This is a genomic window from Singulisphaera chitinilytica, assembly GCF_049331405.1.
Taxonomy (GTDB): domain Bacteria; phylum Planctomycetota; class Planctomycetia; order Isosphaerales; family Isosphaeraceae; genus PoT.
Window position 1 is genome coordinate 280,855 of record NZ_CP186274.1, and the last position, 24,201, is coordinate 305,055.

Sequence of the window (24,201 nt, forward strand, 5' to 3'; positions counted from 1 at the left end):
CGGGTCTCGATGCTGGAGATCAGGAGGCGTTGCGGCAAGGCGTGGCCAGGCGGCCGGGCGAGGCCCGACCGCCTCGATCCGCTGCCGTCAGCCCTTCGGGGGCTTGGCGGGGTCGGCCACCCCCGACCAGTCCCAGGCCCCGACCTCGTTGAGCAGGTCATACCGGGTCAGGTCGAAGTGCAGGGGGGTGACGGTGATGTACCCTTCGCAGAGGCTGGTGACGTCGGTCTCGGGCCCTTCGAGGTTGTAGGGCGGGTTATACGTCATCCAGTAGTACGTCCTGCCTCGCGGGTCTTGCCGGCGCTCGAAGCCTTCGCCGTAGCGGCCCAGGCCCATCGGCACGACGCGGACCCCCTTGGGCTCGCCCCGGGAGTGGGCCGGGAGATTGACGTTGTACAGCGAGCCGTTGGGGGGCTTCTGCGCCAGGATCTTCTCGATCACCCGCACGGCATGACGCGCGGCGTGGGGATAGTCGAAGTGCTCGGCCAGCTCGAGCGAGACGGCGACGCTCGTGATCTTGAAGAAGGCCCCCTCGATGGCCGCGGCCACCGTGCCCGAATAGAGCACGTTGATGCCCGCATTCGACCCCGAGTTGATCCCCGAGACGATCAGGTCCGGGGGCCTGGCCATCAACTCGCAGATGGCGAGCTTGACGCTGTCGGCCGGGCTCCCCTCGACCATCCAGCCGAGGGTCGAGCCGTCGTCGTCATCCACCTGCTTGACGACCAGCGGCGTCAGGAGCGTGATCGAGTGGCCGACGCCGCTCTGCTCCATCGCCGGGGCGATCACCGTCACATCCCCGAGCCTTTGTAGCTCCTTACGCAAGGCGCGTAGGCCGGGGGCAAAGACACCGTCGTCGTTGGTCAGCAAGATCTGCACGGGGCACTCACCGCACCAAGGATCGCGCCGGGACCCAGAAAGAAGCCGGCCGGTCCCTTCCGGCTCGAGCCGACCGTACGCGATCGTAACGGGCTCGACGGACCAGCGTCAACCGACATGAACCTTTGAATACAGACTGCCTGACGCAAGTCCTGTCCTTATATTAATTTTGATAGGCGTTTGCCCTGGGCACAGGCGGGGGGTTGGCCTGGATCCAGGGGCGTCTCCTCCCGCCTGCTACCCCGTGTCAACCGCGACACCGAAAGTCCGCCGATCAGGCCAGCGAGAAAGTGAATCGGGAGTACTACTGCGGCGCAGATGATCGAAATCTTCCGTGGTGTGGATGGAGTACGATCGAGGTAGGGCACTTTTTCCAAAGCCCGGAATACCACTCTGATATATGTGGTCCAAACGTTGTTTAGCCACCAACGCCCGAGGACGGCGCCTGACGCTAGCGACACTAGGGAGGCCATGGCAAATGCAAGGAAACCGAGCCAGAAGGCTCTGGCATCCCCCTGCATCGTAAAGGCTCTCAGTCCCGCCAGCTGAATCACTATCCCCATCGGGAGGAGCATGAGAATCAGACCTTCGTCCCAATCGTAGTCATCCATCCATCGCCCCACCGCGAAGTTCACGGCCACGACGCCCATGGCGAGCATTAGGTGACCGCTGGTGAGGTGTGGCATCTTCGCCATGGCGCTCCTGTGGGGCAAGGGAGTTAGGGAGTTTCTGCCGTCAGAATAGCACACCGGCGGTTCTCTGCAAGTCGACCGAACCTGGCGATGCCGAATTGGCCAGAATAACCACTTGCCGAAGAATCCGTAGGTAAGTCAAATGGGAGAGCCGACGAGGACAACGGCAAGTTGGATTTCGAGTTCAACGGGATGACGGGCGGCGGGTTAGTTGGACAGGGTAATGCCCTGCATAGGCTCAACGTCATCCACGAGCCCGAGAAACGGAATACGTTCTATTTCCAGGGCTTGAATTCGCAGGATTGGGAGTCTTTGCTGATCGCTTAGGGCCAGTCACGAAAGATCAGCCGACAGGCAGTCATTGTTTGCTTTCATGGAGAATTTAAGTGCCGCTCGATCTCTACTCTCTTTTGGGCGAAAACATTCAGCACTTGGCGGACTATCTGGCCGAGCGGCTTGGGAATGAAAATGCGATTCGAACAACAGTAGAAATACTCTCAGAGTTTGATGGAGCAGAGGTCTTGGTCAAGATGCTTGAGCCAAAGGATGGCTTGGTAAGGGCAATTCGTCCAATTACCATGTGCGCAGTCCTGTCCGACTGCCTCATCGCCACGATCAACGCCATTCTGGCTGATGACAGAGTGCTAGAGGAAGAACTCGTCGCTTCATATCCGTTAGCGAGGTTTACAAACGAAGTATTCGGTCAGCTTTTCAGAAGGTATGCGCCATTCAGAGATCTTCATTACGGCCAGATCTCAGAATTCCTTAACTTCTTCAAAGAAGATGAGAACATATTCGGAGGAAGCTGTGAGGGGTCCAGGCATGCGGGGTGTATGCTGTGTATTTGTGTTGATGCTATGGATGAAAGAAGTGATAGCTTGAGAGAATATCGGCACATCATCAGCACCATCTTAGTCGAAATTATGAAAATCGACGGATTCGATTATCATGAACGCGAACTGCTGGACGCGTTTGTTCAGTACATTGAGAAGTCCCGCTACATAGTCCAGGAGATTCGACAGAGTTTTAGAGCGGAGATTATTGGTGCAATTGCGTCTAGTAACGACCAACAGTTATCGAAATCGAGAAAGCCCGCAGACGACAAGGCCAAACGGAATGAAGTTTTGCAAGCAGCACTCATCGAATTGACAGAAATGATCGGTCTAGGGGCTGTCAAAAGCGAGGTACAACGACTGGCAGCATTCCTCCAAGTGCAAGCGATGCGGAAGCAACATGGAATGCGCGGATCGGAACAAACGTTGCATTTTGTTTTCACTGGCAATCCCGGAACGGGCAAGACTACCGTAGCAAGAATTATCAGCAAGATACTCTATGGGTTTGGCATCTTACGCACCGACAAGCTGGTCGAAACCGACAGATCGGGCCTCGTTGGTGGATATGTGGGACAGACCGCGATCAAAACGGCGGAGGTCGTCCAATCAGCTTTGGATGGTGTTCTCTTCATCGATGAAGCGTACTCATTGATAGGCAATGAGTTTGGTAATGATTTTGGTCCAGAGGCCGTTAGCACGCTGCTAAAAGGTATGGAAGATTATCGGGATCGACTATGCGTCATAGTCGCAGGATATTCCAATCAGATGACTCGATTTCTGCACACAAATCCTGGGCTAGAAAGCCGATTCACTCGGTTCATCAACTTTGAAGACTTTACTGTTACCGAATTATGTTCAATCTTTGAAAAGCTTTGCAAAGATGGCGAATATACCATGGACAGCAAATGCCTTGGATATGTTTCATTACTGTTCACGCTAGCCCACAAACGGCGAAATGAGAATTTCGGGAATGCTCGCGATGTAAGGAAGATCTTCGAGAAAACCTTATCACGCCATTCCGATCGCATTATGAGCGGTCCGATGCTTACTCCGGACAAGCAGACACTCCAGCGGATAGAATACTTGGATTTGCCATTCGAGATGGTGTCAGGGTTCGATGCCCAATCAATCGAACTCGATGATGCTCTTTGGCATAGTGAGTGCCCTGGATGTCAAAAAGGAATGCGAGCGCCAATGAAGGCTTTGGGCAGGCGTGGAAAGTGCAAACAATGCGGTACCACGTTCGTAATGCCCTGGAGCAGCCTCATTCCTGATACCGTCAGCGTGATCCTGAAAGATAGACTAAAGAAGAACCCTTTTGATCCCTCTTCGAACTGAGAGGATGAACCCGATATCAGGGCGATTGCGCCATCCCGGATAATATGTGATAACTAGAGCATGCCGAATCGCGACGGCCCGGTCAAGGAGCCCGTGGCGCCAGATATCTATTCTCACCGGGTATCCAACATGGCTCGGGACAAGTCCGCTCAGATCCCGTAACACTTCTCCGCAACGGACCTTTCGTCGAGTCGACACGAACCCTTCACGGCATCGGAGAGGCCCCGAAGATGCCCCGGCTGGCCTGGACCTTCAAGCGTGAAAGGTTGTAAAACGATAACTGTCGTTGTGGGCCCCTGCTTTTCGAAGGATTCCTTCAGCCAAGCAGGCTATCCGGCTCCGTCGAGGGAGATCATCGCGGAGGATCTCGAGCATGACAGCGGAGCCGGAATCCCTTTCATCGCGAACGAAGGATCGGTCGATGAATCGACGCAAGCTTCTGAAGGCCGCCGTCGGAGCAACCCTGGCCCTGGGGGCTGGCGGGGCCTATCCGTTCGCGGAGTCGAAGTGGTGCCGGGTGACCAGGGAGACCGCCCATCTCCCCAACCTCCCGGCGGAATTCGAGGGCCTCAAGGTCGCCTTCCTCGCCGACACTCACCACGGCCCGCACGCCTCGCTCGACTACATCCGGCACGCCGTCTCGCTCGCCAACGCAGAGAACCCGGACCTCATCCTGCTCGGCGGCGACTACGTCTCCAAGAGCCCTCGCTTCATCGTCCCAGGGATCGCCGAGCTCGGCAAGCTCCGCGCCAAGATGGGGCGGTTCGGGGTCCTGGGCAACCACGATTTCTGGGAAGGGATTGACGAATCCAAGGCCGCGCTGGCCTCTTCGGGGATCACCGAGCTGACCAACCGGGGCGTCTGGCTCGAGCGGGGCAATGCCCGCCTGCGGCTCGCCGGCGTGGGCGACGTCTGGACCGACGAGCAGGACATCAAGGCCGCCCTGGGCGACGCCACCGACCGCGACGCCGTCCTCCTCCTCTCCCACAACCCCGACTTCGCCGAGACGGTCGAGGACGAGCGCATCGGCCTGATGCTCTCGGGCCACACGCACGGCGGCCAGGTCGTCCTCCCCGGCTACGGCGCCCCGGTCGTCCCCTCCTCCTACGGGCAGAAATATCTGCAAGGCTTCGTGCAAGGCCCGACCTGCCGGGTCTTCATCACCCGGGGCGTCGGCACGTCCGGCCCCCCCGTCCGCTTCCAGTGCCGCCCCGAGGTCGTCATCCTGACCCTCGCGAAGATGGCCTGAGCCTTCCCCCGGGACTACAGGATCGACTTCCCCAGCGCCGCCTGCAAGGCCATCCTCGCCCTGAGCAGCGGCGGGGAGTCGTGATACCCGATGTTGAGCCGGGCCAGTTCGAGGGCTCGGCTCGAGCCGGGCAGATTGAGCCCCTCCCTCGATGTGAAGGCCAGGCGATATCCGGCTTCCCGGGTCAGGCGGAGCGTCCTCTCGTCATACGTCCCCGCCCATCCGAACGGATAGGCGATGGTAGTCACCTCACGGCCGACCTCTCGCTCGAGGATCTTCTTCGACCCCTCGAGCTCATCGCGCTGCTCGTCTTCCGAGAGTGAAGATAAGCGGCGATGGCTCCGGGAATGGGCCCCGACCGTCATCCCCGAACTGACGAGCCGACGGACCCCCTCCCACCCCATGAAGAGGGCCGACCCCAGGGCTGCCTCATCGACGACCACCTTGGCGCGTTCCTCGAGGTAGGCGCGGAACCGGGCCTCATCGTCGATTTTCCCGTCGAGGTAGAGCCCGATCACCCGCATGATCTCCGGGATCCTCGCTCCTGGGGTGAGTTCGATGTCGACGGCCTCGGGCCAGTCGAGCACGAGCCGCTCGCGCCCCGAGCGCTTCATCACATACGCCACATGATCCCACCAGGGGATCTTGGGCTCGTCGAAGAACCCCGTCGGTATGAAGAACGTCGCCGGGGCCCCGAGTTCCTCGAGGATCGGCAGGGCAACCTCGAGATTATCCCGATACCCATCATCGAACGTGATCAGCGCCGTGGGCCGGTCGACCTCGAAGCCCGAGTCGGCCAACGCCACCAGCTCATCCATCGAGATCAACCGGAACCGATCCCTCAGATGCATCACCTCGGCCCGGAACGCCTCCGGCGAGGCCGAGAACACCCCATGATAAAACGGGCTCGCCTCCGGGTCGCCGATCCGATGGAACGTCGCCACCAGCACCGACGGCTTCCGCGCCCGCTTCTCCAGGAGCCGGATCACCCCAACATCGGTCAGGCGTTTGGCGAGAAATTCTCGTTTGTTAGATATAAGCATAATCGGCTTCGAACGGCGAGAGGTGAAGGGCGGTCTCTTCGGGGATGAGGTGTCCCCGGTCGCGGAGGGTCAGCTCGAGGTTGTGGGTGGCGACGAAGCCGGAGTCGCGCAGGGCGGTGGCCATCCATGATGAGCCGCCGAAGCCGACGGCGTAGTCGGCTCCTTGCGTGCGAAGCTCGGCGGCGAGGGCCATCGCGGCGGCGTGCCAGGGGGCGGGGGAGGCGTCCTCCAGCAGGCACTCGACGACCTTGCCCGCCTGGATCCGATCCTGCCGCACGACGTTCAAGATCGCGAGGCCGACGACGCGCCCGCGAGGCTCGTCGAGGATCTGCCAACCCGACATCCCCTCGCGAGGGTACCTGAGCATATGGTTGAGCCGGTCCGGGTCTCGGCTCGACATGGCCGCGCGGCGGCGTACGGCGTCGACGATCGGCCGGGTCTCTTCGCCGAAGGCCTCGACGCGCCTCAGCACGACGTGGGCCTCGGGCCGACGCCCGGGCTTCAACATCATGGAAGCGAGGTCGTTGGCCATGCGGAGGACCTTCCCGACGCCTCCCTGGCCGGGAGCCCTCAGGCGATGCGACGGCCGCAGGACCTTGCGGAAGACGGGGATGTCGCCCCTCGACGCGTAACCGGCCGCCTTCGTGACGCGCCTGGCCTGCTCGTTGGCCACGAGGACGAACTGCGTCTCGCCCTGCTCGTGGGCCTTCCGCATCAAGGACGACCCGAGCGAGCGGTGCTCGCGCGAGCCGAGCCAGTCGATCATGTGCAGGGTCGTCACGCCGCCATCGGGCAGCCCGCCTCCCTCGAAGCTCGTGGCGTAGATCCCGACGTGCCCGACCACGCGCCCGCCCTCGATGGCGACCAGGCTCCTGGGCGTCGCGTCCCGGCCGATCGGCTCGAGGTACTTCCAGGCCAGGACATCCGGCGCGGCAAACTCGGCGTCGCGAGGCGCGTGGAAGCCCTCGGTCAGGAACCGGCTCAACTCGTCCAGGTCGTCTGCGGTCGTCGGGCGGATCTCGGGCGTCATGGCGGCCAGGATACCACGCGCGAGCCCCTTTCCGCGCGGGCCGAGATTCGGCCGTGCCCATCCGTGGCTTCGGGCCCCGCGCTCGTCCCGATCCTGTTGCTTCGGCTCCTCCGGAGGCCGAGCCACTTCCGATCCCGTCCCTTGCCGAGGAAAATTTCGAAAAGCCGGGAAGGATTCCCCGGGCTCAGGTCTTAGGTAATGGCGTGACGGACGACATGGGCGGGAGGCCGGGTGATGGCAGAGAGGGAGACGGCAAGCACCATGAGGCACGTCCGTGCCTTATTTGGCGCCGGGGCTGCCGGCGGTGCGAGCGACGCCCAGTTGCTGGATCGCTTCCGATCCCGTGACGGTGGAGACCCCGAAGCCGAGTCGGCCTTCGCCGTGTTATTGGCGAGGCACGGTCCGATGGTTCTGGGCGTGTGCCGCCGGGCCTTGCAGAACCCTGACGACGCGGCAGATGCGTTCCAGGCAACCTTTCTAATCCTGGCCCGTAAGGCCGACACGGTGCGTGTCGACGACTCCTTGGGCCGCTGGCTCTACCGGGTGAGCCGCCGCGTGGCCCATCGGGCTCGGGGCGCGGCGATGCGTCGCGCTTACTTCGAGTCGGGCAACCCCGGGCTCGAGCCCTTCGAGCCTGCGGAGGACGCCGATCGCCGGGAGTTGCTTGAGGCCCTGGACGAAGAGGTATCGAGGCTCCCGGAACCATTCCGCTCGACCTTGGTCATGTGCGACCTCGGTGGTCTCGCTCATGAGGACGCCGCACGGCAACTCGGCTGCGCCGTCGGCACGGTGGAGAGCCGGCTTTCGCGGGCTCGCGGGCGTCTCCGAGATCGCCTCACCCGCCGGGGTCTGGCCCCGACGATCGCCGGCGCCTTCAATGCCTCGACCCCTATGGTGCCCGAGTCTTTGTCGTCCGCCACGCTATCCGCCGCGATGCGAAGTGCGACGGTCTCGACCTCGACCCTATTCCTGATGGAAGGAGCCTTGACCGAAATGCTGTGGACCAAACTGAAGACATGGATTCTAAGCCTGGGCGCGTTGGCGCTGGCGTATACCTTGGGCGTCGCGGTTGCGCATCGGCTGAAGGCCGAGGACGAGCCGAGACCGGCCGTTCCATCGCGCACCGTCGATTCCGGGAAAAGTGCCGCATCCAAGCCGATATTCCTACTGCCCCCCGATCGTCTCAAGCCCGGTCATAAGCTTCGAATCACGGTGCTCGGAACCGCAGATGCAACTGAGCCGCGTCGGTATCTTAGCAAGGAGGCCATCGTAAGGCCCGATGGGACGATTTCGCTTGGGTTCTACGGCGAACTCAAAGTCGTCGACCTGAATCGATACGAAGTCAAAGAAAAATTAGTAAGTCATATGAGAAAATTCTGCAGTGATGAGGATCTCGGGTTGGTGGTCGCAAGCCCCGGTGACAAGGCGAAAATGATCCAGGTGAAACCCGTCGACTCCAGTCGCGTGCTCGTCGATGACAGCTTGAACTATGGTATGACGGCTCCTACGGTCCTCGAGCCACAAGACGATCCCATTCATGTGAAGCCCGGTGATTATGTGGATATTGATGTCCTTGGGCCGTCGAACGATCGTTATCATGGAGGTCATCACCTCGTTCGGGCCGATGGCACGATTTCCTTGCTCTTCTGCGGCGATTTGAAAGTCGCCGGTCTCAATCGGCACGAAATCAAGATAAAGCTCATCGAACGAATGAGGAAATTTATGTCTAAAGAGGCGATTGGGACCCGTAAGAAAAAGATAGCAGATGGAAAGGAGGTGATCGCAGAGGTCCCGGCAAGCGAATCGGATCGTGTTTATGTGGATGATAGTACGCTTTTCACGGAGGGGTCGCACGAAGACATCGCCCCTGTTGATGGTCCGGTCCTGATCAAACCAGGTGACATTCTACGTATCGAAATATTTGGTATATTCGAATTTTTGGATAATGGAAATCGAAAGGGTAATGTCGTACGGCCCGACGGCACGATCTGCTTGGATTTCTATGGAGATCTGAAAGTCGCCGGTCTCGACCGCTATGAGGCCAAAGCTGGGCTGATCGAGCATCTACGAAAGTATTTCAGCGAGGAGACCTTGGGATTGAAGGTTGTGAACGTCGATGACGCCGGCCATACCAGAACAGTCAATGTCAAGCCGATAGACTCCGACCGCGTCTTCGTCGATGAGAGCATGGGCTTTTATGAGGACACCTCACCCAAGCTGGTGCGATGGGCCAAGTGACGTTGACGATCTTTCGACCTTAGTCCCGTTACATGGGCGAGTGAACGATGCCCGTCGAGGTGAATCGATCGCAGCAACCTTGATTCGGCACATGCTCGACGTTGAGGGGCGAACCGGGCCAGGAACCGAATACGACTCATCCCCGACCTGGATCCAGGCCGGGGATGAGTCGTTGGTCTTCTCGAGAGCACATGCGTGGCCGTCCACGCCCGCGGCGCTGAGGTCCATGGCCAGCGCCGGGCTCGAGACTTGGGCGGAGCTTGGCGAGGCTTCGAGCCTTGGCCCTTCTCCTGACCCGGCGGTTCGAAGTCCCCGGAGCCCGAGCCCTTCCGCTCCCGCCGTCTGCCGAGGACAATTTTCAGGAGCCGGGAAGGAATCCCGGGCTCGGGTCTTAAGTCGTGGCGTGGCGGACGAGAGTCGCGGGAGGCGGATCGATGGGGGAGAGGGAAACGGCGGGGACCTTGCGGCACGTCCGGGCGTTGTTCGGCACCGGCGCGGCCGGGGGTGCGAGCGACGCCCAACTGCTCGACCGTTTCCGGTCGCGCGACGGAGGGGACCCCGACGCGGAGTCGGCCTTCGCCGTGCTATTGGCTCGTCATGGGCCGATGGTGCTGGGCGTGTGCCGCCGGGCCCTGCATGACCCCGAGGATGCCGCGGATGCCTTCCAGGCGACGTTCCTGATCCTGGCGCGCAAGGCCGACTCGGTGCGAGTCGACGGCTCGTTGGGCCGCTGGCTCTATCAGGTGAGTCGCCGGGTGGCGCACCGTGCGCGAGGCGTGGCCATCCGTCGTGCTTACTTCGAGCGGGCGACACCGGGTCTGGAACCGCATGACGCTGCGGACGATGTCGAACATCGCGAGTTGCTGGCGGCTCTGGACGAGGAAGTGTCGAGGCTCCCCGAGCCCTTCCGCTCGACCTTGGTCTTGTGCGACCTCGGAGGCCTTGCGCACGAGGAAGCGGCGCGGCAACTCGGTTGCGCCGTCGGCACGGTCGAGAGCCGTCTGTCGCGGGCGCGGAAGCGCCTACGGGAGCGTCTCACCCGCCGGGGGCTGGCCCCGATGTTCGCGGGGGCCTTCGACGCCTCGATCCTTGTCGTCCCCGAGGCCCTCACGTCCGCCACGCTGTCTGCCGCGATGAGAAGCGCGGTGGTGTCGAATTCGACCCTACTGCTGATGGAAGGAGCGCTGACCGACATGCTGTGGGCGAACCTCAAGACGTGGACATTGAGCCTGGGCGCGCTGGCGCTCGCATGTGCTTTGACCCTCGCGGCCGCGCAGCGGCTGAAGGCCGAGAACCAGCCGGGGCCGGCAGTCGGGGAACTCGATCCGGAGCCCAAGGGCGATGCCCAACCTCAGGAGATCTCGCTGCAACCCGCTGCGCGAATGAAGCCGGGTAACCTTCTGCACATCGATCTGCTCGAGGCTTTACCGGGGCGGCCCCTATCCGGTAATCGAATCATCAGGCCAGACGGCACGATCTCACTCGGGTACTACGGCGACCTCAAGGTTGCCGGACTGGACCGATACGAGATCAAAAAACTGTTGATAGAGCATATGCGAAAATACCTGATGGACGATGCCCTTGGGCTCGTCGCCACTGATCCCGCGGACGAGGCCAAGCTGGTCCCGGTGGCCCCTGTCGACTCCGAATGCGTCCTCGTTGATGAGAGCGACAACTATACGACAGAAGCCCCGATCCTCCTTGCCCCCCAGGAGGAACCGGCACGTCTGAAGCCTGGTGATGCCCTGGAGATCGAGGTCCTTGAGGCCTTACCTGGACGTCCCATCAGGAACTTCCGTATCATTCGGGCCGATGGCACGATTTCACTGGGATTCTACGGCGATCTCAAGGTCGCGGGCCTCAATCGGCGAGAGATCAAGGTCAAGGTCATCGAGCGGTTGCTCAAGTATCTCTCGAAAGAATCGCTCGGCCTTTCCAAGACGAAGATGGATGGTGATAGAGAAATCAGTGTCGATGTTCCTCCCGTCGATTCGAATCACGTCTTCGTCGATGACAGCTTGATCTATACCAATAAATCCTTGCCGCGCATCGCCGCTGTTGATGGGTTGACCCGGGTCAAAGTCGCGGACATCCTCCTGGTCGAGGTCCTCGAAGCCCTCCCCGGGCGTCCGATTATAGGTGAAAAGGTCGTTCGACCGGACGGCACGATCTCGCTGGGATTCTACGGCGACCTGAGAGTTGCAGGGCTGAATCGAGATGAGATCAAAGTCAAATTAATCGAGCACTTGAAGAAGAGCCTCAGTGATAAGGCTTTGGGGCTCGAGGAAATGAGCATCGATGAGAATGGTGCAACCAAGGTGCTCAAGTTCAATCCGATCGACTCCAGCCACGTCTTTGTCGATGAGAGCGTCAAGCTTTATGACCAAGCGTTCGGCAAGAAGTTGCAGGAGCCCAAGCAATCCCCGAATCCCTCGAGGAAGCGAACCTCGCGGCCGGGCGAAAGGAACACGTCAGGGTGAATCATCCGCGAGGCCCTCGATCCGAAGCGGCCGCGATGATGAGTGCCGGCCCCTACTTTCACACCCTACTCCGCCCCGACCTCGATCCAGGTCGGGGCGTGGTCGCTGGTCTTCTCGAGGGCCCGGATGTCGCGGTCGACGCCGGCGGCGGTGAGGCGAGGGGCCAGGGCGGGGCTCAGGAGGAGGTGGTCGATGCGGATGCCCGCGTTGCGGGAGAAGGAGCCGCGGAAATAATCCCAGAAGGTGTAGATTTTTTGATTCGGGTGGAGGGTGCGGATCGCGTCCGTCCACCCCTGGGAGAGCAACTGGCGGTAGTCGTCGCGGGTCTCGGGGAGGAAGAGGGCGTCGTGGACCCAGCGCTCGGGGCGGTCGGCGTCCTGCTCGTCGGGGATGACGTTGAAGTCGCCCGCGAGGACGACGGGGTTGCCACCTTGGAGCAAAGTCGCGGCGTGCTCGTTGAGTCGCCCGAACCAGTTCCGCTTGTAGTCGAACTTCGGGCCGGGCGCGGGGTTGCCGTTGGGGAGGTACAGGCAGCCGAACGTGATGCCCCCCACGACGGCCTCGATGTAGCGGCTGTGCGTGTCGTCCGGGTCGCCGGGCAGGCCCCGGCGGGTCTCCTGGGACGCCTCGCCCCTGGCAAGGATGGCGACGCCGTTGTAACTCTTCTGCCCGTGCCAGACCGCCTCGTAGCCCGCCTCCCGGATGGCGTCGAGGGGGAACTTCTCGTCGGGGGCCTTGAGCTCTTGCAGGCAGGCGACGTCCGGGCGCGACTCCTCGAGCCATCGCAGCAGCACGGGGAGCCGGCCGTTGACGCCGTTGACGTTATATGTGGCAATCTTCATGAAAATCCCCGGCGTGCCCGCCTCGACGTGTCCCGACGAATCTCTGCTCTCAACCTCGACGATGGGGGCTCAGGAGCCCGCCGATTCCCAGAGGGCGTCGAGGTATTCCTGGGTCTTCAGCGTGGCCTCGGCGTAGGAGGCCCGCAGCGAGGCGTCGCCGGATGCCGCCAGATCGGCGAAGTCGTCGACCATCGACGTCTCCTGGGCGGCCTTCGTCGGTGTGGGGATGAACGTCGCATCCTTGCGCGTCCCCATGCCGGTCCGGTAGGTGTAGCCGGTCTTTTCGCCCGAGTCCTTGAACCCGGAACTGCTCTCCCAGTCCAGCACGAAGTCGTCCATGCCGAGGACGCCGGTCGTTCCCAGCAGGGACAGGTCCATCAGGATCGCCCCCGCCGTATAGCCGACGTCGAAGGTCGAGACCTGGCCCCCCTCGAAGGCGATGAGTCCCGAGGTTCTGATGATTGCATTCGTCTTCGGGTCGCGCTCGGGGGCGAGGACGGCCCTGGTGATCTTGCCCTCGGGCTGGAGATACTCGACGACGGCACGCATCGAGTACCAGGCCATGTCGCCGAGCGCGGTCATCGGCTCCTGCTTGGGGTCGAAGCGGATGTTCTCGCGGTCGGAGAAGGGGAAATAGAAGGCCGTGTGCAGCGAGCGCGGGGAGCCGATCTTCGCCGGGATCTCGGCGCGGAAGGTCGCGTTGCGGGGGTGGTGGACGAAGTGCGTGGCGTCCATGAAGACGAGGCCTTTGTCGGCCGCGGCGCGGGTCATCCGCTCGACCGAACCCCGGTCGACGAACGGCTTGTCGACCAGGACGTGCTTGCCCGCAGCGATCGCCTTGAGGGTGATCTCCTCCTTGGCGACCGTGGGCGTGGCGACGTAGATCGCGTCGACGTCGGGGCGGGCGAGCAGGTCGTCGATCCCCTCGACCGCCGCGACGCCCGGGCGGTCGGCGACGAATTTCCGGGCGTTCTCGAGCTTGCGGCTCGACACCGCCGTCAACCTCGCGCGGCTCGACCGGGCGAGGGCGTCCGCGATCACGCCGGCGATGAACCCCGGCCCCACGATGCCGAATCCGAACTGCGACATTTCCGTCACCCCTCCTGCCAAGGCGGCTCGACCTGAGACAAGCTCCCGATTCTACCCGAGACAGCTTCGCCCGTCGCCTCGCCGCCGGGAAGTCGGAGGTTTCCTTGTCGCCGATGATGGACGTTGCCCTGCAAATCCGCCTGTAGTCTTCAGGGGCTTCGGCCGACCCGCGTTGGTGGGGATTCGAGGCGCAGGGGAAGGGGAGATGGGCCCCATGCGGAAGACTTACGACCTGCTGGGCGTCCGCCTGGCGATCCTGGCGGGGGCCGTCGAGACGGGCGGGCGCTATGACCTGATCGAGGGGATCTTCCCATCAGGAGCCGAGACGCCGCTCCATCGCCACACCCGCTACCAGGAGCAAATCTACGTGTTGGAGGGGGAATTCACGGTCCGGGCCGAGGGCAGGGCGGTCGTCCTCCGCCCCGGGGACACATTCATCATCCCGGCCGGCATGCCGCACTCCGTCGCGGCGACGGGCGGGGGCCGGAGCCTGAGTCGGGGGCTGACGATCGCCTCGCCGAGCGGATTCGCCAGGTTCATCGAACTCGCCGGCACACCCGCCGACGGCCTCGCGGGCCCGGCCGCCCCGCCCGACTTTGCTATTCTGGGCCGAGCTCTCGCCGAGGTTGGAGACGAGATCCTCGAACCTCCCGGTGCGGAGCGGGCAGGGGGCTGATGTGCGTTGAGGTTCGAGGCGTCAGATCTGGGCCCAACCGCCGTCCCAGCGGCGCATATTCCAGGATCCCCGCGTTGGCGCCCACGATGTCGACGCGCCCCTTCTTCTCCTTCACGGTCGCATAGAGCCGATCGAGGTCGGTCAGCCTGGATGAATCGGCCGGGACCGCGAAGGCGTTCGACCCGATCTCGGCGATCGCCTCATCGAGCTGCTCCTTGCGTCTACGCGTGATGAAGACGAAGGCGCCCTCCGCGACGAACGTCTTCGCGATCGTCAGGCCGATGCCGGAGTTCCCGCCCGTGAAGACGGCGACATTGCCTTCCAAATGCGTGGCTCATCGTGGGTCCCATTGTCACGGATTTCGCGTAAATTCTGATTTTACGCGGACGGTATGAATTGTACGTTCGGAATGGAGCGGATGAATCGAGTAGCAAGATTTCTTGACGCCTCAGAGCGTGACTTCGAGCCCCAGTGCTCGACGCTTCTCGACGACGAACTTGAGGTGATGTCGGACGTGGTCGACGGCGCCGTTGAGCATCTGGATGACGCTCCGCTCGCCGCGATCTCCCACGACACCCACACGTTCCCAGGCCTCGGGCGAGGCTCGCAAAATGCGGGCGACCTGCCGACGGCCCAGGTCGATGATCGCCACTTCCTCCTCGGCGTCGCGGGCGTGATAGGCGAGGGCGGCCTGCATCTGGTCGGGCCTGACCCGATCGAACGCGGGCCGATCCTCGGCCAGGACCCGCTTGATCCGCTGTACGATGTTGGCGTCGGTGTCGGCCAGGTGGCAGACGACCTCCAGGGTGCTCCACTTGCCCGGGATCGGGCGGGAGGTCTGTTGCTCCCGGCTCATCCCGGCGACCGCGGCGCGCAACTCCTCGGCACCGGCGAGATAGGAATCGAGCAAGGGCGAATGGTCCGTCATGATTGCCTCGGTATGGATGTGTTGGATTCTTGCGATGTTTTCGTCGGTCGGTGCCGTCAAACTCGTGGCCTGGCGGTCTGGCCGAAGACCTCGGGATGCTTCGCCACGTAGTCGCGGATGCTGGTCGCGGGCCTGCCGAGGATGGCCTCGATGTCGTGGGTCAGCCGGTCGTAGCGATTGTCGGCGTGGAGCTTGGCCATCGTCTCGATGTGGTGGAAGACGTGATCCGGCAGGCCGATCGGGCTGAGGTCGCGTTCGAGCCACTCGTCCATGGGCACGTCGACATACATGATGGGCCGCCCGAGCGCCTCTGAGTATTCCGCCGCGATGGCTCGCATGTCCTGCGACCTCGGCCCGGTCAGCTCGATGACCTTGCCGATGCGGCCCTCCGGATTCTCCAGGACGGCCGCGATGACCTCGGCCACGTCCCGGCTGTCGATCGGGGATGTCTTCGCGTCGCCGAACGGGGCGTGGATCGTGTTGTCGCGGGCGATCGACGCGGCGGCCAACTGGGTGAAGAAGAAGTGCTGGAGGAAGACCGTCGCCCGGACGTGGACCACGGGCAACCCCGACCAGTTCAGGGCCTGCTCGCCCAGCCAGTGCATGCGCTGCTGGGGAGAGTCGGTCATCGCGTCCAGGCTCATCTCCGAGACGGTCAACTGGGAGATGTTGACGAACACCTCCAGGTCCCCCTGCCGCCGGGCGACGGCCGCGGCGGTGACGGTCGCCTCCAGGTAGGGGGCGGATACACTCATGCCGAAATAGATGCGCCTGCAACCTTTCAGGGCTCGCACCACGTCCTCGGCCCGCGTGAGATCCCCGACGACGACCTCGGCCCCCAGGGCGCGGAGCGCCTCGGCCCGTTCGTCCTCGCCGTGGACGAGCGCCCTGACCGGCAGGTCGCGCCCGCGCAGGATCTCGACGACGTCCCGACCGATTCCCCCGACACGCCCCGCGGCGCCCGTGACCAGGATGGGTGCTTGCGACATGGCTGAATATCCTTTCTCGTGGATTCCGGTTTGGCGGCCCGTCCACCACTCACAAAGGCGTCACTCGAACGCACTGCGATGCTTCTCGATGAACTCCTCGAGCCCGAGGGGCGGCCGGCCGCCGAGTTTCTCGACGAGGTCATTGGTGCCCGCGAAGATTCCGTTCTGGTGATCGATCGCGACCTCGCGGAGGTGCTGGAAGAGGAAGTCATTGCCGGGCCTGTTCGACGCCTTGCCGCCGGCCTGGAATGCCTTCTGGAAGTCGTCGAAGGGGACCTGCCTGTACGCGACGGGCTTGCCGAGCACCCGGCTCAAGACCTGCGCCGTCTGCTCGTACGTGTATTCGACGGGGCCGTAGAGGGGGTACGCCTTGCCTTTGTGGGCCTCGGGGTCTTCGAGGAGCCCGGCGATCACGCGCCCCTGGTCCTCCGCCGCGATCGGGGCATGCTTGCCGGTTCCGAACGGCACGTGGAGGACTCCGGCCTTGATCATCGGGGCGAGGTAGAGGAGCCACTCGGCGAAGTACGTCGGCCGGATGTGGGCGGTCGGGACCCCGGACCAGTCGAAGACCCGCTCGGAGAGCCAGTGATCGGTCGCGGCGTGACTCTTCGCATCCTCGCGTGCCGAGATCTGTGACATGTTGACGATGCCATCCACGCCAGCCTCCTTCGCGGCCTGGGCGAAATACGCGGTCGCCTGCAAGATCCCTGGGCGGATGGGGTAGACAAAGTACGCCCGCTGCACGCCGCTCAATGCGGCCCGCACCTGCCCGAAGTCGAGCAGGTCGCCGTAGACGACCTCGACGCCCCGCTCCTGGAGCCGCTTCGACCGCTCATCCTCCCGATGCGCCAGGGCCCGGACCTGATGCCCGCGAGCCAGCAATTCGTCGATCGTCGCCCGCCCCGTGTCGCCCGTCGCCCCCGTCACCAGGACCTTGCCCGTCAACATTGGAATTCTCCGCTGGAGTCGATTAAGATTTCGTTTGACATCCAAATCGTAGGCGGCGACAATTTAGATGTCAAATGTGATCTAATTGATTTTCGGAGAGGGGCGGTCATGCGGAAGTCGAGGGAGGAGGCGGCGCAGACCCGCAAGCGGATCGTTACGACGGCCGCGGCGGAGTTCCGCAAGAACGGGGTCGGCGCGACCGGGCTCAACGACCTGATGAAGGCCGCCGGCCTGACGCATGGCGGCTTCTACAAGCATTTCGAGTCGAAGGATCAGCTCGTCGCCGAGGCCTACGCCGAGGCCATGCAGGCGCTCGTCGAGCGGTTGAGGGAGGCCAGCTCGGAGGGCCCGGTGCCGTCCCGCTACCTCTCGGCCCGCCACCGCGACAATCCGGAGGGGGGCTGCCCGCTCGCCTCGATCGGGAGCGAACTCGGCCGGCTCGATGAGAAGACGCGGGCGCTTGCAACAGAGGGCTTCCGGGACCTCGTGGGCCTCGTCGCGAGCCAGTACGGCAAGACCGACGCGGCCAGGCGTCGGGCGCTTGTGACCGTCTCGACCATGATCGGTGCGATGACGATGGCCCGCGTCGTGGACGACCCCGGTTTATCGGCGGAGATCCTCGAGGAAGCGGCGAAGAGTCTGGTAAAGAATTGATATGAACGCGAGGAAAAAATTGTGATGAATTTATTGTAAGTAAAATTATGATGAATCGCCCGTGGCGAAGGCAAAGCCTGTTCGCGGTTCCATCTTCCTCGTATGATCGGGCGACTCGCTGTGATCTAGGACGACGGCCGGGCCGCCTCGGTGGATAAAGTCCGGGCGCTCCCGTCGTGAACTCCTGCCTTGCCAAGAGGTTCGTGCAATATGTCCCTGTCGACCCGGCGGATCAATCCGATGACGGCCGCGCTCTGGCGGCGTCTCCTCATCTGCGGCCTCTTCTGGGGAGCCTGTCAGGCCATTCCGGCGAATGCGGAAGAGCCGCGGTGGTGGCCGGTGCAGGGGGTGCCGAAGGGGGTCTTGAGGACGGGGGATATGCATGGGTTCCCGCCTCCTTCTGTTTCGCACCAGATGATGGTGCAGTCGGTCGCCGGGCTGGCCGCGAAGGCGGTCAACGAGGGGCGCGGCGATGAGATGGTCTGGGTCGGCTCAGGGAACTTCGACATCGAGGATTGGTTCGGCCGACTCGGCAAGCGGCACCCGGGGCTCGAGACGCGGGGGCTGCTTTCGCCGTGGGAACTCGTCGACCGCTTCGTCAAGGAGGGGGTCATCCGGGGCTATATCCTTTATCGCCGCGACCCGTCGAGCGGCGACATCAACGCGTATCGCAAGGGGATGGACGTCTCCGTCAACGTGGCCACGAGCCTGGCCGGGGTGCTCGACGGCATCATCGTCGACGAGGAACTCGAGGGCGAGGCGAAGAAGCACGGGCTCAAACTCCTGGCCGATGCCCGCGAGAAGACGCAGGCCTGGTGCTTCGAGACGTATCGTGATCAGTTTAATCGACGCATGCTTTGCACCCAGGATCCGAGGAAGCCGCACACCCGAGACCTCGCCATCGCCCAGAAGGCCTTCACCATGTTCGGCGCGGGGGAGCCGCTGGACGAGGCCATGCGATGGCTCGAGCCCCTCTCCCCGATCGTGGGCTGGAACGGCGGCGACGAGTTCGAGTCGACCCGGATTTCCACGATTCATGGACATATCCAGACGGCCACGGATTGGTGCATGAACCTGCCGGTGCTCATGGCGGGGACGGAGAAAGTCGACTCCCCGCGCATCAAGGCCTTCGACCCGAAGAGGATCGACTGGAACGACAACCGGGGCGCCGTCAGCTTCGTGAGCAGCGACGGCGACAACGTGCAGTGGCTCGAAGGGGGCTTCTTCCGCAGCATCCCGAGCTTCTGGGCGAGCATTGACCGCGGCCGGTTCCCTTATGGCTGGTCATCCTGCTTCGCGCACCTCGCCCAGCTCTGCCCCGAGGCGATCGACTACGCGTCGGCCACGCAGTTGCCCAACGACACATTCGTCGAATGGGGCGGGGGCTACTACTATCCCGACCTCTTCGGCCTCGAGCGGGCGAACCGCTGGGACCTACTCGCGAAGCACGCCGCCCGGACCCGGGAATGGATGCGACGCAACAACACGCGGATCATCGGCTTCAACATGGCGAAGGTCGACTCGCCCGACGCCCTCAAGTCGTACGAGGTCTTCGCGGGGGCGACGGAAGGGCTGCTCGCCATCTTCGTCTTCCAGTACGCCCCCTATGAAGGAGGCGCGGGCAAGACCTTCTGGGTGAAGGATAAGGCGGGCGTCGAGATCCCGGTCATCTCGGCCCGGTACTCGGTCTGGGAGCACGCGAACGAGCGGGCGCTGGCCGGCACGCCCGCGAAGGTGGCTCGCCTGATCGAGGAGACCGTCGCGTCCACGCCCCCCGCCGACGGCCCCCGGTTCGACTGGGCGATCGACCACGCCTGGTCCTATTTCCGCAAGGTGCCCGGGAACGCCGAGGATGCGGAGAACATGCCGCAGGAGGGCGCGGAGTCCAGGGGCGGCCTCCGCGGATACACCCCGTTCACCTGGTGCGCCGAGCGTTTGCCCGAACGGATCCGCGTCGTCTCGCCCGAGGAACTCGCCTGGCGGATCCGGATGAAGCACGACCCCGAGCCGACGAAGAAGGCGATCGACGCATCCAGGGATTAAGATGGGTTGTCGGCGATGCGGTGGGGCCTCGGCTCCTTGTTCTTGGCGGCGTCCTCGGCCTGGGCCTCGATGGGATGTCCCCTGCCGGGGTTGTCGATCGCGGCGACCCACTGGCCGAACGTGGCGTCGATCAGCTTCGCCTCGACGCCGTTGACGACGACTCTGCGGATCGGCCCGCTTTCGGAGGGTTCCCTCTGGGAGGTCGCGTCCCCTCCAATCGTCGCATGCGGACCAGCAATCGTCTGCATGGGTTGCCTCGGCCTTGCCCTGAAGTCTTCCGAAACGTGTAGGATAGTGATATTAGGCGAGTATCATTCTCCCTGGAGAACTGGACGGTTTGCGGGGTTTTTTCTTGCTTTCTACATAACGAACGATACATTCGATGTATCTTGGGGTCTTGATACATCTGAAAGTCACTCATGCCTCTGGCGTGCGCAGGCTCCGAGCGAACATGGCATGGCCCGATTCTTTGTTAGCCTCGGTTGACGAACGAGCCGAGGTTGCGTCGCTGTCGACGCCATCGAACGAACATCTGTCGGTCGCCTAATTCCCGGACGACGGCATCATCCGGTCCACACCTTGCACCTGAACAAGAGGGGCCATCCCGTGCTTCATGGATCTTTCGCGTCGCGGTTTCGTCGTCTTAATGGCAGCAATCGCCGGCAGTTCCGGAAGAGCGCCCAGTTCAGGTCTCAGCTCCTGCACCTGGAAGAACGCTGCCTGATGGCGGGCGGGGTCCCGATACCGCAGGTCAGCCTCAACAACCAGGTCGACCTGTCGAAGATCATCTGGAATGGCGGGCCCCCGATCGTCCTGGTCAAGGACGGCGGGGTCGCGGGCCTCACGGCCCCCGACAAGAACAATGCGATGAAGACCATCACCATCACGAACTATTCGGATGACTTCATCTACCCATTCTTGCGGAGCCCGAACACCGGTAAGACGCTTGGCAAGAGGTATGACCCTCAGGATCCCTATAATCAGGAGTACCGCGAGTACGTGGGCTACTCCATCGGAGCAGGGGCCAGCAAGAAGTTGATGCTGGGCCTTCCCCCGGAGGCCACCATCACGATCCAGGTGCCCCTGGTCCTCTGGGACGGAGACCACCTGACCCTCGCGACGGACGGCAAGGACCTGACCAACACGAACATTCCCATCAGCAATGTCTACGGCTACAGCGCCGATGCGCAGATTACGATCGCACAGCCGAGCGCCAGCGGCAGCACCTGGGTACAAAGCAGCGCTAATTACCCGAGCGGGGTCACGCCGCTGGTGATGTTCTATCACTCCCCCAACCCGCTCGCCGTGGGGGACGACGCCCCGGCACAGCTCGTGGAGACGACGTTCCGGGATCCGTACCTGACGAAGCTGGGCGTCACCAACCCCTCGCAGACGTTCCCCTTGCTCAGCTATGACGTCTCCTACGTCAATACGCTCCACGCGCCCGTGGCCCTCCTGGCGACCAATGTGCCGATCACGTCCGGCGCGGTCGCATCCAAGAATCTGACTTACTACCGCCCCAACCAGGCCTGGGGCTGGAACGGTTCGAACCGACGCAAGGCGACGTTCGATCCCCTGGTCCAGCAATTCGTCTTCAACACGCCGAACAGCAAGGCATTCCTCGGCAACTATTTCGGCGGGAACGGCTGGCCCCGGTATTACAATCCCAACCCGAAGATTTACGTCATCCCCTCGGGTGCAAACCTGTTCGACAATAGCCCCCTGGATGCGAGGAACCCGCCCGAGCCGAATGGGGTCCATCCCTCGCATTACAACAACAATCAATGGCTCCTCTCGAGCGCCGGCGGGGGGCCCATCAAGGCCGGCGGCACAGCGAGCGGGGTGAGCACGCCGAGGCCGACCACGCTGACCTTGACGTTCGCCAATCAGGCCCAGAAGACGGCCTTCGTCAATACGATCGAGGCGATGGTCGCCGCAGCCAAGAAGTACAATCAGACGATCGCCGTGACCGCCTCGAACGCCAACTTCAAGGCGACCATCGTGGGGGTGCTGAATAGCTACATCCCCGGCCCGGGATTGACGGGTTCAGTCCGCGTGACCCTCGACAAGGACGTGCCCACGAATGCCCCCATGTCGGTGGACTTCTCGCGGATCGCGACGGATTACGCGACGACGGCCATCACCAACCTCTGGTATTCGTGGGCGCAATACTACACGAGCTCTCTCGCGAAGGCGTATCCGAACTACTCGCAGTCGGCGACGGGCTCGCTCAACACAAGTGGTAAGAAGGGCCTGGACGGTCCCTTCGTGACGAACCAGGTCACGTTTGCCACACTCCCTCCGAACCTGGCCGTCGGGATGACGGTGACCGGTGCCGGCGTCCCGGCGGGCACCACGGTCCTCGAGATCGTCAAGAACACGAACAACACCTACACCGTCTCCCTGAGCAAGATCCCCACCAACGGCGTGGCGGGCGTGCCGCTCTCCCAGACCTACGAATTCGGCCTCCCAAAGCCCCTCCCGATCAGCCCTGCCGATGCGAAGTATACGAAGCCGTACACGCTCGCATTCGATCCCGGCAAGTTCCCCAAGAACAAGAACATGCCGAACCCCCTTGCGTTCGCGGGGGCCATCTATGAAACAATGGCGATCGGATCGACCGCGGAGATCACGAATCCCTACCTGCCCAAGACGATGAGCATCGTGAACAACGTGATCGGATTCAACGTGCTCTTCGACACCGGCGCCAAGAGCGGCTGGGACGTGAATGTCATCGCCCAGGCCCGCGACATCGTGAAGTCGGTCTTGCGCGGGGTCGTCAATTACGTGGCCACGCCGAATCCGAATGATTGGTATCCGGATCCCGCCACGAGGGTTCCGGGCACCTACTTCGTCGTGAACGGCAAGGACACTCAGGCCACGTTCAACGTCTTCAACCTCGATCCCTATGTGTGGTTCGTCCACAAGGTCGAGGGCCTCTCGGGGTACGGCTTCTCCGTCGACGACGACGTGGCCAACCCGATCGCGACGGGACCAATCGACCCCGTGGGCAATCCCACGAACGCGCCGAACAACCTTCAAGTCGGGTTCGCGGGGATCGAGGGGGGGAAAGCCAAACCGCTCGACAACCTCAGGGAATGGTTCCCGACGACGAAGTTCGGCAGCTTCACCGCCATGGCGAAGGTCGGTCAGGAAGGCGGCAAACCGGTTGTCACACTGGTGTCGATGGGCGGCTCGAATCCCCTCAGGGATCTGAACAGGATCACCCTTCCGGGAGACGGGCAACTCGGGGCGAGTATCACGGCGCCCGAATTCCCAGGGCTCTTCGCGAAGGGGACGACGCTCGTCTTCTTCCCGAACGGGGTGGACAACAAGAGCGCGCCCAATGTGCAGTTGAGCCAGGCCCCGACCAGAAAGGCACCGGATCGGCCCTTCAAGGTGGTGATCTACGCCGGCGAGACGCCGAACCAGTAAGGGACGGTCCTTATAACACAGGCCTTCGATCGAAAAAGGGAGACGGGCACCTCGGGGGCGAGGTGCCCGTCTCCCTTTTCCAATAACATTCGCTTACTTGCTCTTCGTCGAATAGGGCCGCGAGGGATGGGCGGCGGCTTTGGCCTCGGCGATGGATTTCTTGACCCCGGCGATGGTCTCGTCGTAATAGGCGGGGCCGGCTTCCACGACCCACTCCTCGAGCGAGAACGGGGCGGCGAAGCCTTGCCGCTGGAGCCGTTTCTCGGTGTCGAGGGCGAGCAGGACGCCCCGCGTGACGGCGTTCTCGACGGCCCCCGTGGCGATGGCCGTGTTCCCCTGGTCGCGGATCAGGGGGGCGAATGCGACCTTCTTCGCGCCGAGCCTCGCGGCCTCGCGCAGGGCGATCCGGCCGACCTTCTCCATGCGCTCGAGCGAGAGGCTCGCCTCGTCGCCGATCCCGATGAGCAGCAGGCGTTTTGCCTTGATGGTCCCCTCGGGGGCGTCGATCAGGATCGTCTCAAGGGAATCGCCGGAGAATTCGCCGCTGGCGCGGAGGGAGCCGATCAGTCCGCCGAGCCGCCTGTCGAGCTCGACGGGAGCCCCCTTCATCCGGGAGTCGGATTCGGCCGTGTGGCGGAAGTAGCAGACGACCTGGAGCGGCACGTCGGCGTCGTAGGGGCCTTGCATCCGCACGACCAGGGACGAGCCCTCGGGCCCGGCGAGTCGCGTCTCGGCCGGGGCGTGCGCCGGCTGATCGGCCGTCGCGACCTGGCAGCCGAGGGCGACCGTCAGCATCGCAAGAATCTTGCGCATGG

General features: G+C 63.0%; 20 protein-coding genes. 8 read left to right on the forward strand and 12 right to left on the reverse strand.

The genetic code is table 11. The features are described 5' to 3' along the window. Positions 1 to 87 precede the first annotated feature (87 nt). Positions 88 to 879 (reverse strand): 5'/3'-nucleotidase SurE, encoded by a 792-nt coding sequence (gene surE, locus ACOYYX_RS01000; protein WP_422928071.1) that lies wholly within the window; start codon positions 877 to 879, stop codon positions 88 to 90. Positions 880 to 1,037: 158 nt separating this feature from the next. Continuing rightward, positions 1,038 to 1,574 carry a hypothetical protein gene (locus tag ACOYYX_RS01005; RefSeq protein ID WP_422928072.1) on the reverse strand — a complete coding sequence of 179 codons (537 nt, stop codon included), beginning with the start codon at positions 1,572 to 1,574 and terminating at the stop codon, positions 1,038 to 1,040. A 383-nt stretch (positions 1,575 to 1,957) separates the two neighbouring features. Between ACOYYX_RS01005 and ACOYYX_RS01010 the strand changes: the two genes are divergently transcribed. Then, positions 1,958 to 3,742: an AAA family ATPase gene (locus ACOYYX_RS01010; RefSeq protein WP_422928073.1), complete on the forward strand. Its 1,785-nt coding sequence runs from the start codon at positions 1,958 to 1,960 to the stop codon at positions 3,740 to 3,742. A 421-nt stretch (positions 3,743 to 4,163) separates the two neighbouring features. Then, complete coding sequence (locus ACOYYX_RS01015; protein WP_422928074.1) at positions 4,164 to 4,991, forward strand: metallophosphoesterase; 828 nt, start codon at positions 4,164 to 4,166, stop codon at positions 4,989 to 4,991. 14 nt (positions 4,992 to 5,005) lie between these two features. Here ACOYYX_RS01015 and ACOYYX_RS01020 read toward each other — a convergent pair whose 3' ends face one another. Then, entirely contained in the window at positions 5,006 to 5,980 is a 975-nt protein-coding gene (locus ACOYYX_RS01020; RefSeq protein ID WP_422928075.1) for a polysaccharide deacetylase family protein, read from the reverse strand. 40 nt (positions 5,981 to 6,020) lie between these two features. Continuing rightward, the gene (locus tag ACOYYX_RS01025; RefSeq protein WP_422928076.1) at positions 6,021 to 7,190 is read right to left on the reverse strand and encodes a GNAT family N-acetyltransferase; all 1,170 of its coding nucleotides are present in this window, start codon (positions 7,188 to 7,190) and stop codon (positions 6,021 to 6,023) included. 135 nt (positions 7,191 to 7,325) lie between these two features. Between ACOYYX_RS01025 and ACOYYX_RS01030 the strand changes: the two genes are divergently transcribed. Beyond that, positions 7,326 to 9,302 carry a sigma-70 family RNA polymerase sigma factor gene (locus tag ACOYYX_RS01030; RefSeq protein WP_422928077.1) on the forward strand — a complete coding sequence of 659 codons (1,977 nt, stop codon included), beginning with the start codon at positions 7,326 to 7,328 and terminating at the stop codon, positions 9,300 to 9,302. Between the two features lie 581 nt (positions 9,303 to 9,883). Continuing rightward, complete coding sequence (locus ACOYYX_RS01035) at positions 9,884 to 11,782, forward strand: sigma-70 family RNA polymerase sigma factor (RefSeq protein WP_422928078.1); 1,899 nt, start codon at positions 9,884 to 9,886, stop codon at positions 11,780 to 11,782. Positions 11,783 to 11,847: 65 nt separating this feature from the next. On the opposite strand, the gene xth is transcribed toward ACOYYX_RS01035, so the two are convergent. Next, positions 11,848 to 12,624: an exodeoxyribonuclease III gene (gene xth, locus ACOYYX_RS01040; protein WP_422928079.1), complete on the reverse strand. Its 777-nt coding sequence runs from the start codon at positions 12,622 to 12,624 to the stop codon at positions 11,848 to 11,850. Positions 12,625 to 12,693: 69 nt separating this feature from the next. Continuing rightward, positions 12,694 to 13,713: a Gfo/Idh/MocA family protein gene (locus ACOYYX_RS01045; RefSeq protein ID WP_422928080.1), complete on the reverse strand. Its 1,020-nt coding sequence runs from the start codon at positions 13,711 to 13,713 to the stop codon at positions 12,694 to 12,696. 214 nt (positions 13,714 to 13,927) lie between these two features. Between ACOYYX_RS01045 and ACOYYX_RS01050 the strand changes: the two genes are divergently transcribed. Continuing rightward, positions 13,928 to 14,389 carry a cupin domain-containing protein gene (locus ACOYYX_RS01050; RefSeq protein WP_422928081.1) on the forward strand — a complete coding sequence of 154 codons (462 nt, stop codon included), beginning with the start codon at positions 13,928 to 13,930 and terminating at the stop codon, positions 14,387 to 14,389. Here the strand turns inward: ACOYYX_RS01050 and ACOYYX_RS01055 are convergent. The 4 genes from ACOYYX_RS01055 to ACOYYX_RS01070 all read right to left on the reverse strand — a co-directional run bounded on the left by ACOYYX_RS01055 (position 14,313) and on the right by ACOYYX_RS01070 (position 17,254). After that, complete coding sequence (locus ACOYYX_RS01055; protein ID WP_422928082.1) at positions 14,313 to 14,714, reverse strand: SDR family NAD(P)-dependent oxidoreductase; 402 nt, start codon at positions 14,712 to 14,714, stop codon at positions 14,313 to 14,315. The two genes, ACOYYX_RS01050 and ACOYYX_RS01055, sit on opposite strands and share 77 nt — an antisense overlap. Before the next feature lie 123 nt (positions 14,715 to 14,837). Continuing rightward, entirely contained in the window at positions 14,838 to 15,317 is a 480-nt protein-coding gene (locus ACOYYX_RS01060; protein ID WP_422928083.1) for a DinB family protein, read from the reverse strand. Between the two features lie 56 nt (positions 15,318 to 15,373). After that, positions 15,374 to 16,306: an NmrA family NAD(P)-binding protein gene (locus ACOYYX_RS01065; RefSeq protein WP_422928084.1), complete on the reverse strand. Its 933-nt coding sequence runs from the start codon at positions 16,304 to 16,306 to the stop codon at positions 15,374 to 15,376. Between the two features lie 60 nt (positions 16,307 to 16,366). Beyond that, positions 16,367 to 17,254, reverse strand: a complete 888-nt coding sequence (locus tag ACOYYX_RS01070; protein ID WP_422928085.1) for an NmrA family NAD(P)-binding protein — start codon at positions 17,252 to 17,254, stop codon at positions 16,367 to 16,369. Between the two features lie 108 nt (positions 17,255 to 17,362). On the opposite strand from ACOYYX_RS01070, the gene ACOYYX_RS01075 reads away from it, so the two are divergent. Both ACOYYX_RS01075 and ACOYYX_RS01080 read left to right on the forward strand, forming a co-directional pair. After that, positions 17,363 to 17,908: a TetR/AcrR family transcriptional regulator gene (locus ACOYYX_RS01075; RefSeq protein WP_422928086.1), complete on the forward strand. Its 546-nt coding sequence runs from the start codon at positions 17,363 to 17,365 to the stop codon at positions 17,906 to 17,908. A gap of 210 nt (positions 17,909 to 18,118) precedes the next feature. Further along, positions 18,119 to 19,951, forward strand: coding sequence for a hypothetical protein (locus ACOYYX_RS01080; RefSeq protein ID WP_422928087.1), 1,833 nt, complete (start codon positions 18,119 to 18,121; stop codon positions 19,949 to 19,951). Here the strand turns inward: ACOYYX_RS01080 and ACOYYX_RS01085 are convergent. Continuing rightward, a complete protein-coding gene (locus ACOYYX_RS01085) occupies positions 19,948 to 20,199 on the reverse strand; it encodes a hypothetical protein (protein ID WP_422928088.1) in 252 nt (83 codons plus the stop codon). The genes ACOYYX_RS01080 and ACOYYX_RS01085 overlap by 4 nt on opposite strands. Before the next feature lie 358 nt (positions 20,200 to 20,557). Here ACOYYX_RS01085 and ACOYYX_RS01090 point away from each other — a divergent pair, with 358 nt between their 5' ends. Beyond that, entirely contained in the window at positions 20,558 to 23,386 is a 2,829-nt protein-coding gene (locus ACOYYX_RS01090; protein WP_422928089.1) for a hypothetical protein, read from the forward strand. Between the two features lie 93 nt (positions 23,387 to 23,479). On the opposite strand, the gene ACOYYX_RS01095 is transcribed toward ACOYYX_RS01090, so the two are convergent. Next, the gene (locus tag ACOYYX_RS01095) at positions 23,480 to 24,199 is read right to left on the reverse strand and encodes a M17 family peptidase N-terminal domain-containing protein (RefSeq protein WP_422928090.1); all 720 of its coding nucleotides are present in this window, start codon (positions 24,197 to 24,199) and stop codon (positions 23,480 to 23,482) included. Positions 24,200 to 24,201 lie beyond the last annotated feature (2 nt).